This window comes from Candidatus Methanoperedens nitratireducens, from assembly GCF_900196725.1.
Lineage (GTDB): Archaea > Halobacteriota > Methanosarcinia > Methanosarcinales > Methanoperedenaceae > Methanoperedens > Methanoperedens nitroreducens_A.
The window spans coordinates 1-8,184 of the sequence record NZ_FZMP01000233.1 but is presented as its reverse complement, the minus strand read 5'-3'; the positions used below and the strand labels follow the sequence as shown (position 1 = coordinate 8,184).

The 8,184-nt window shown below is 41.9% G+C and carries 15 protein-coding genes and 1 tRNA gene; 10 read left to right on the top strand and 6 right to left on the bottom strand.

Annotated elements, in window-relative coordinates; genetic code table 11:
- Positions 1-47: 47 nt before the first annotated feature.
- Positions 48-626 (bottom strand): Lrp/AsnC family transcriptional regulator, encoded by a 579-nt coding sequence (locus MNV_RS17655; protein ID WP_096207259.1) that lies wholly within the window; start codon positions 624-626, stop codon positions 48-50.
- A 78-nt stretch (positions 627-704) separates the two neighbouring features.
- Here MNV_RS17655 and MNV_RS17650 point away from each other — a divergent pair, with 78 nt between their 5' ends.
- Complete coding sequence (locus MNV_RS17650; protein WP_179294070.1) at positions 705-827, top strand: 4Fe-4S binding protein; 123 nt, start codon at positions 705-707, stop codon at positions 825-827.
- Between the two features lie 77 nt (positions 828-904).
- Here the strand turns inward: MNV_RS17650 and MNV_RS17645 are convergent, their stop codons facing one another.
- Together MNV_RS17645 and MNV_RS17640 are read right to left on the bottom strand one after the other, a co-directional pair.
- Positions 905-1,465, bottom strand: coding sequence for a DUF4956 domain-containing protein (locus MNV_RS17645; protein ID WP_096207258.1), 561 nt, complete (start codon positions 1,463-1,465; stop codon positions 905-907).
- Positions 1,466-1,504: 39 nt separating this feature from the next.
- Positions 1,505-2,209, bottom strand: a complete 705-nt coding sequence (locus MNV_RS17640; protein WP_179294069.1) for a polyphosphate polymerase domain-containing protein — start codon at positions 2,207-2,209, stop codon at positions 1,505-1,507.
- 150 nt (positions 2,210-2,359) lie between these two features.
- Here MNV_RS17640 and moaA point away from each other — a divergent pair, with 150 nt between their 5' ends.
- Complete coding sequence (moaA, locus tag MNV_RS17635) at positions 2,360-3,256, top strand: GTP 3',8-cyclase MoaA (protein WP_096207256.1); 897 nt, start codon at positions 2,360-2,362, stop codon at positions 3,254-3,256.
- Between the two features lie 126 nt (positions 3,257-3,382).
- Here the strand turns inward: moaA and MNV_RS17630 are convergent, their stop codons facing one another.
- Both MNV_RS17630 and MNV_RS17625 read right to left on the bottom strand, forming a co-directional pair.
- Positions 3,383-3,967, bottom strand: coding sequence for a hypothetical protein (locus MNV_RS17630; protein ID WP_096207255.1), 585 nt, complete (start codon positions 3,965-3,967; stop codon positions 3,383-3,385).
- Between the two features lie 289 nt (positions 3,968-4,256).
- Positions 4,257-4,341 (bottom strand) — tRNA-Ser (locus MNV_RS17625).
- Between the two features lie 134 nt (positions 4,342-4,475).
- Here MNV_RS17625 and MNV_RS17620 point away from each other — a divergent pair.
- The 6 genes from MNV_RS17620 (at position 4,476) to MNV_RS17595 (ending at position 7,177) form a co-directional block, all read left to right on the top strand.
- Positions 4,476-4,799, top strand: a complete 324-nt coding sequence (locus MNV_RS17620) for a DsrE family protein (RefSeq protein WP_096207254.1) — start codon at positions 4,476-4,478, stop codon at positions 4,797-4,799.
- A gap of 9 nt (positions 4,800-4,808) precedes the next feature.
- Entirely contained in the window at positions 4,809-5,177 is a 369-nt protein-coding gene (locus MNV_RS17615; RefSeq protein ID WP_096207253.1) for a DsrE/DsrF/TusD sulfur relay family protein, read from the top strand.
- Positions 5,178-5,182: 5 nt separating this feature from the next.
- Positions 5,183-5,557 carry a DsrE family protein gene (locus tag MNV_RS17610; RefSeq protein WP_096207252.1) on the top strand — a complete coding sequence of 125 codons (375 nt, stop codon included), beginning with the start codon at positions 5,183-5,185 and terminating at the stop codon, positions 5,555-5,557.
- Positions 5,557-5,793: a sulfurtransferase TusA family protein gene (locus tag MNV_RS17605; protein ID WP_096207251.1), complete on the top strand. Its 237-nt coding sequence runs from the start codon at positions 5,557-5,559 to the stop codon at positions 5,791-5,793. Before MNV_RS17610 ends, MNV_RS17605 begins: the two co-directional genes overlap by 1 nt.
- 336 nt (positions 5,794-6,129) lie before the next feature.
- On the top strand, positions 6,130-6,366 hold the full coding sequence (locus MNV_RS17600; RefSeq protein ID WP_096207250.1) for a hypothetical protein: 237 nt from the start codon (positions 6,130-6,132) through the stop codon (positions 6,364-6,366).
- A gap of 520 nt (positions 6,367-6,886) precedes the next feature.
- Complete coding sequence (locus tag MNV_RS17595; RefSeq protein WP_096207249.1) at positions 6,887-7,177, top strand: hypothetical protein; 291 nt, start codon at positions 6,887-6,889, stop codon at positions 7,175-7,177.
- Positions 7,178-7,184: 7 nt separating this feature from the next.
- Here MNV_RS17595 and MNV_RS17590 read toward each other — a convergent pair whose 3' ends face one another.
- Positions 7,185-7,382 carry a hypothetical protein gene (locus MNV_RS17590; protein WP_143311892.1) on the bottom strand — a complete coding sequence of 66 codons (198 nt, stop codon included), beginning with the start codon at positions 7,380-7,382 and terminating at the stop codon, positions 7,185-7,187.
- 34 nt (positions 7,383-7,416) lie between these two features.
- Between MNV_RS17590 and MNV_RS17585 the strand changes: the two genes are divergently transcribed.
- Positions 7,417-7,671: a transposase gene (locus MNV_RS17585; protein WP_096207247.1), complete on the top strand. Its 255-nt coding sequence runs from the start codon at positions 7,417-7,419 to the stop codon at positions 7,669-7,671.
- A gap of 95 nt (positions 7,672-7,766) precedes the next feature.
- The coding region (locus tag MNV_RS17580; protein ID WP_179294068.1) for a transposase zinc-binding domain-containing protein at positions 7,767-8,184 on the top strand (418 nt) is incomplete at its 3' end.

The window sequence follows — 8,184 nt, the reverse complement described above, 5'->3', positions numbered from 1 at the left end:
GGTAAGTTATTTACGCACAGATCCTAAACTTTGGAGGTTTTATATATTCATCTCCAGATCTTCCCGTTATAACTATCCGTCACCGGACATCCGAGACACCGATTTGACGTATGATGCACGCATTCCTTGCAGTTGCACCCGTTCCCGCACGGCGGCACGTCGCTGAAATCAAAGCTCATCCGCAAGGGCATGACAAGATCCTTCACTGGCGTGATAACTATGCAGACCTCGGCGCTCTTGACCAGAGGGTTGCTCCGCAGGTGCCCGTCCACGATAGCTTCAAGGGTGGCGATGTCCTCACCTATGAAAAAAAGGCATAAGTTGTGATTTCCCGAAACAATAAGACCATTCAGGAAGTACGGGCAGTCCTTGAAAATATCAAGAACGGATGAAGTATTGCTTGCCATCACGTCCACCTTCGCCATGTAAAGGCTCACTTTTTTCAGGTTCATCCCTACAACGTGAGCAAGCGCACCTTTTTGTTTGAGCTTGTGTATCCTGGAGCTGACCGAGGGCTGGGATATCTTGAGCTTTTCTGCAATCTCGTTCTGGGACATCTCCGGGCTTTTCTCAAGCAGGGATAATATCTCCCTGTCTCTTTTATCAAAATCAAGGAATTCTCGCATACCCCTTAATACTTGCTGCGTGATAAAATAGTTTTCTATAATCTAAAATTAAAGTTCGTAATTTTACTATGCATAATAGTGATTAATATTATATGTTATAAGGTCATAGACGGGAAAGCAAGACTTGTAGATGAAAGGTTCTGCGCCGGTCTTGGGGCTTGCCTCGGGCACTGCCCGCAGGATGCGATCACAGTGTCATAAAAAAAACCGCAGATGACGTCTCATTCCATGCCGCATGCTTGTCTCGCCGGAAGCGCCGGATTTCAAGACCCGCCAATTCATTTTTCGTAATAATATGCCTGGATAACCGCCTTATCCTTCAGGAAATCTATCTCATCGATTGAAATCCTGTGGACTTTCAGCCCGGTCCTCTTCCTCAAATCCTCTACCAGCGCAGGATGATTTTCCGGTTTGATCATCTCTATATTTTCATAGAGGATGGTTTTTGATAACTCTTTTTTCAATAAAAAATCGCTCTCAAGTGCATAGGTGAATCCAAGAATGAGGAAATTAAATAGCATCAGTTCACCCCAGCTTCCTTTCAGGATCGCTGTAATCATACCTATGGCGATGAACAGGAAAAGGTATGTCATATCCTTCATGGAAATGCCCTCGGTCCTGTAGCGAAGCATGGAAAATACGGCAAAAAGACCAAACGCTGCGCCGATCGATATATCAACTGTGTTCAACAAAAAGGTGATAAAGAAAATTGTCAGGTTGAAAATAAAAAAAGTAAAAAAGAACTCCATTTTTTTATAGTTCGGATAATAAATTAACCTGAGTAAAATAAACACCGATACAAAATCTATTGCGAGGCGAATATAAATTTCTTCGATCATGATATCACTTTATCCAGGAATAATAATCTGGACTTGAAATTATTTTTTTTTCACCCGTTCGTAGAGAGATATTACGCCGAGGCAGTACTTGCTTATCGAGCCTTCCCGTATGTGATGCTGCTTCATTATTTTAAGAAATGGGGACGGGGAGGACTTTTCCTGTTTTATCTCGGCAATTACAATGCTATTGAAATTTTTATTGGAAGTATTATTTTTAAAGTTAAGGTTGATATCAATAGTGAGCCTTTCCCTGGAGATTTTGTTTACAAGGGTAATTCTCGAATAATTAACCCACAGCCTGGGTATCAATAAACGCGGGTCAAGAGGTGTTTTCTCATTGATTAAACGTCGTATTTCTCCCTCAAGATTATATTCGATATCATTTCTCCTGATACGTTCTTTTATTGTTCTTCCTTTGTTGTTTTTAAATTTTATCTCAAAAAAATTCAGCCCGGATTCTACGTATTTGCGAAACCTTATTTTATAACGATTGAGCTTCCCGTTCTGGTGCTTTAAATATAGCTGAAAATCCTCGGTGTCAAAATACAGAGTCTCGTACCTGCTTATCCTTGCACTGGTGACTTCAAGTACCCGGTAATCATTTGATACCTGTTCAAGGAAAAAAGGAAGCTGTTCAATCCTGAACACAAATTTGGTATCCGTCCTGTCCATTAATCTGACATTATCCATTTGCTCGAGGCTTATAGGCTCGAATCTTGAGAGCACCTGGGACAAAGTATTCATAATGTATTTCCACCGGTACAGTCTAACGCCCTTTCGTCCTCGCCTTAGTTGCTGAATTTTTTTCATTGTATTTAAAATTTACTGGGAATGATATTTTCAAACAAAAGCCAATACATAAAGTAATTAAGTTTTAAACCAATCATAAACAGTATGCTTACAGACCGCTACGGCAGGGTTATAAAAAGTCTCAGGATCTCGATAACAAAAAGATGTAATTTGAACTGCATCTACTGCCACCAGGAAGGAGAGACCTGTAAACCGGAGAAAGAGATATCCAAGGACACCATTGTCAGGATAGTGTCGTCTGCAACCGGGTTTGGCGTGAATAAAGTGAAATTCTCAGGCGGGGAGCCGCTGATGAGAAGCGATTTTGAAGAGATAATAGCAGCACTGCCAGCTTTAAAGGATATCTCAGCCACTACGAATGGCATACTTCTTGCGCAGCGTGCGGCATCTCTTGCTGACAGCGGTCTTGACAGGGTTAATGTGAGCGTCCCATCGCTGAATAAAGAACATTATAAAACAATAACCGGCTCATCGCATGCGTATCCCATGGTGCTTGGCGGGATAGATGCCGCCATAGATGCCGGATTGACCCCGGTCAAACTCAATATGGTGCTTCTGAAAGGGATCAACGATTCAGGGATAGACGAGGCTATTAAATTCATAGCACGGTATGATGGGAACGTAATCCTGCAGCTAATAGAACTCATGAATTTCAAGAATAACGTGAGCCGGTTCATGGTCGATATAGACGGTGTAGAAAAAATGCTGGGATCAAGAGCAACACAGGTCAGCGAACGCAGCATGCATCGCAGGAAGAAATATTTCATCGACGGCGTCGAGGTCGAGCTTGTAAGACCCATAGATAACTCAAAATTCTGCGCCAACTGCAACCGGCTGAGGGTAACAGCAGGCGGGAAGCTGAAGCCCTGCCTGATGAGAAATGATAATCTGGTAGATATTAACGAGAACGCTACTCCCGATGAGATCAGAGGACTGCTTGAAAAAGCGGTAATGAACAGGGAGCCGTATTATAAAGGATGAACAAACGGTTCTTCTGGAATCAATCGGGGATAGGTAGTGCTTTAAGTTCCTCCTCTTTCCCACCGGGTTCTGAGCATAGCAATCCTCTTACTACGATATAATGCCATGACAGACTTGGATTTGCTTTCATGTAGTGTTCGTATGGCGTTCTTTTGCCCAATGTTCCATGTTATTTGTATGGTACCCCTCAACGGATTTCCACTCTTTGAAATGGTGTACTATTCCACGTTTTATTCCAAGTTTCTCAAGTAATGTTCCATAACTGTGCCATCCATCAGTATCGCATCTTGAAGGTAAAGTTCTAAAACGTGAAACAGCCAATCTTAGGAATTCTTTCAGTGTCTTTTTATCATTACTCCAGCAATCTTCCAGAACAACAAGCTTGCTCTGTCTGCTCTCAGTACCCAGAGTGTAAACCCTTATTCCATCTATTCTCTTGTAAAGTTCATCAGCTTCCCTGAACTCTCCCCTTATAGGAATGTCTCTTCCTCCAATAGCGAAAAGATACGAATATTCCGATATCCAGCCATCAATGGTTTCACAAGTAGGATATCTAATTCTACCCTCAACAGGGAGCCCTACTGAACGTGATATCTCCTCAGGTGAGTGTTCAAGCTCATAATAGAGAACAAGAGTACACAGGATAACAGCTTCAGGATATTGCTTCCTGTAAAATGGATTAAGAGTCCTGTCTATCCTCTGTGCCATCATAGTAAATCTTGTCTCTTTCTGCAAAGCATACAGGACAGAAAAGACCTATCCAGACAGTTATGTCTTCTCTTAGCTGCTTTGTTAGCTCTCTCATCAAGCAGAAGAGATGTTTGAAGTTCTTTCCACGAAACCTTTTCCAGTCTATATAAAGGCAAAAACAAAAGCTTTTGTTCTGGGAACTCCCCGATTGATCAGGTAAGAACCCACTAATTATACTGAGAAACAGGGTCGACAGGATGGTAAAAATCTATCATTTCAAAAAAAGCTCTCTGTAATTAAAAATTTTGAACGCCGAGGAGGAGATTTGAACTCCTGCTGTGCGTAGCACAACTGGTTTTCAAGACCAGCGCCTTAGGCCGCTTGGCTACCTCGGCATGATATTTACTCAGGGCACGATATTTTCTTCGAAATGGTCGGCATAGCTTATTAATATTGCCTACATCAAAACCTTTAAAACGCATAATAATTATTCATGGTCTTAACAGCATTATTTACTTAAGAGGTAAAAATGTCAAGCTTTCTACTTGTCCTATCAAAAGACCCATACACTACAGAAACACCCGATCTCGTGCTTGATATCGGGCTCAATGCAAAAGAAAAAGGAAACGAAGTTACACTATACTTAGTTGAGGATGGCGTGACCGCTGCAAGGAAATCTGATTTCGGGAACAAACTCGCAGCCGCACATAAAAAAGGCATAAAAATATATGCGGATGATAAAGCTGTACTCTCAAGGTCGCTCACGAATAAACTGATCAACTGGGTGGAGGTCAAAGAGATAGGTACCCTTCTTGATTATATTATGGATTATGACAAAGTCGCATGGTTCTGAGGTAATAACATGACAGGAAAACAGCTTACGATCGTATCGATAAACGGCCCGTACAGGGATGAGGCAATATTCACAATGATGAGACTTGCTCACGCAGCAAAAGAAAAAGGTATCACGGTCAACTTCTTTAACTACCTCGATGCTACCGTGACCGCCCACAGAGACCAGGCACCGAAAGAGTTCCCTCCGATTGAGACAATTTTCGGGACAATCGTGAAAAAAGGTATGAAGAAACCCAAAGCTGATGCCATCGCGTGCATTAAATGTACTGATGCCCGCGGCGTGACAAAATACCAGACAGAAGGCGTTATCATCGGCGGGCTCTACGACCTCGGGGAATGGACTGCGGAATCTGATAAGACAATCCTGCTGGGGTGAGAAAAATGGCAAAAAAGGTAAACGTGATCGTGACCCAGCCGCCTTACGGAAAAGAGGATGCATTCTCCGCGATCCCTATGGCTTCATCGCAGGTCGCTGCCGGAAATGAAGCTTCGCTAATTTTCGCAAGCGGCGGCGTACACTCGATAGTCAAAGGGCAAAAAACAGGGTATGGAGACCTTGCAGTATGGATCAAGGACGTGCCGCCTGTTGAGGCTGAAATAACCAAGAATATCGAGCTTGTCAAATTCTTCGCTCTTGACAGGGATATTGAAAAACGCGGCATAGCTGACAGTGAGATAATCGACGGAATAAAGAAGATCTCGCTTGATGAACTGACCGACATGATACTTGAGGCGGACGTTAACCTGGTGTTCTGATGAGTGAAATAATCCCTGATGAGACCCTGGATGTGCGCGGCGAATGCTGCCCATATCCTCTTATTTTGACGAAAAAGAAGGTCGAGGCATTAAAAAGTGGCGAGATACTGCATATAATAGCGGATGACCCGGTTGCGCCGCAGAATATCGATAACTGGGCGAAAAAGTCAGGTAATAAACTCCTGGCGGTAAAGCAGGACGGCAAAATCTTTAATGTATATGTTCAGAGGAGCTAAATAGCAGTCGATAGACGTAAGCATATGAAACCAGGTGATTTTTCCACGGTTCGTTTCTATTTGCACGATATCATCGCCGACGCTAATCTTCATGACTTCTCCGGGAATATATCGCTCACTGCTTATTTCTACTTTATCCACCTCTATAATAGACTCCCGCAAAGTCGGCTATGAACTGTGGTTCATAGATGGCGATGGAAAGTCTTTCACACAGGGCGCAATGAGCGCAAAGCGTAGCAACAAAATTCTTTGCCTTCAAACTGCCCACAAACTATAAGTATACTAAATTCGCATAAATACGAACTAATATTAGAATCTATAAAAGGGGGTTTAAAAATGCCATACAAAAAAATTAAACTTGGAGTATCGATTGGTTTTATCAGCGCAATTCTTATGGTTCTTGCATTGTTCATCCCGGTTTCAACAATATTCTTTGCTTTACTTATCGGGCTTGTCTTTGTTCTTCCATTGCTGGCTCTGGTATCAATAATCATTACAGGAGTTTCCATGGTTTCAAAGAAACAGGGAGAACCATCGGTAGCAGAAAAAGAAGAAGTAGTGATCCCTACCTGAGAATTCTATTGCAACGGAACTATTGAATAAACCTGCAATATGACCGGAGCATACAAATGAGCCACAGAGATGCTAAGGCACAAAGACCATCGCTATGAACATCAAAAGCTGACTCCTTTTCTTTAATCTCCGTGATCTTTGCGCCTGGTATGAAAAACTCGGCTACCGATGCTTTTTCATAATTCATTTATGAACACATTGTTCATAGTCGACTCCGTGGCGATTGTTTTTACAGAAGTCACAATTTAGGACAACAACCCAAAATCCGATTAGAAAATTTTATCTATAATGGATTCTTATTGATTAAAGGTGATATTTAATGGGCGGCGTAATAGGTTCGGCAGAAATGGAAAGAATCAGAAAGAAACGCGAAAGCAAGAAGAAAGGCAAGTAAATCTCCTCAAAACGGATTTACTTGTATTTTCATTTTTTGATTTTTCTTAACTTTAATCAAATATCAGGATGAGGCGGTTTTTCTGGAAGAACCCAAAAAAAGAAGACGGAATTCAAACTCACGGCTGTGGACAGGTATAACAACATCGTTGAGGTCTGGGTACACGAATGCAAGGAATGCAGCGAGCTTGTCCCTAAAGTAGGCAACTGCCCCAATTGCGGGACCGCATATGCGCATACAAAGACGGTCGAGGATTTCAAAACCGGATTCCTGCACTATATTTACGAATGCAGCGGCTGTCCCGAAGAAGAACGGAGAGCCCAGAAGGTCATCAAGTTCACTGAAGTCGTCGATGAGAGCAGGCTCAACATAAGAAAGAACCTGGCTGATGATTTCCTGAAGTCGGGCGGATATTGAGATTTATCTATCCCATCTCCTCTCCATCTGTTAATCCATCGCCAGCAGTATCTCTATTGTTCGGATCAGTTTTGATTATCCCAAAGGCAGTCATCATGCCGTTGGTTTCATCGTAATCAGTTAAACCGTCGCTATCAGAGTCGAAATTCTGCGGACCGATACTGAGAGTTTTATACGCCTTGGACTGCGCCCTCAAAGTGGACAACAAGTTAAGCTATGGTTCACTGTGAGGGAAATATATGGGAAAAATAACACGAAGAAGACATACACGGGAATTCAAGATATCCATAATTCGGGAGCTTGAGAGTGGAAAGAACCTTGCGCAGCTCAGTCGTGAGAATAACCTCCATCCGACCATGATATCCAGATGGAAATTTGAATATCGAAAAAATCCAGAATCTGCATTTAAAGGCAATGGTAATACTTACAAAGAAACTACAAAGAAACTGCAAGGATTCAAGAACTGGAAAGGCTTGTCGGCAAGAATATGCTGAGAATGATTTTTTTAACGTATAGGAAACTATAAACGCATATTCTTATCCTGCTGCTGAAATAGATAAGTTGATTTCATTGGCTTTCATTCTTTTGTGTGTCATCAAAAACAAAAGCCAAGAAATCAGTTACAATAACAATTACCATAGCAATAATACTTTTCACTTACAACAGTTGGGAAGATTACCAGATCAAGTACAAGGATTCCCTCAGGCAAGTTGTAATAGAAAATGTTGAAAGACTGAGAGATTGTAGAAAACCTCAGAATGGTTATAAGGTATATCAATGCCCTGAATGTGGAATTAAGAAATATGTCCCCTTCACCTGTAAGAGCCGTCTGTGTACGTCATGTGGAACAAAAGCGGCAAATGAATGGGCAGATAAAATACATCACAGGCTTCTAAAAGTTCCTCACAGGCATGCTGTTTTTACAATTCCTGATAGGCTATGGGAAATTTTTAAGAATCCAAATCTTCAGAAAATACTGTTTGAAGCTTCTAAAGTAACCATGGAAG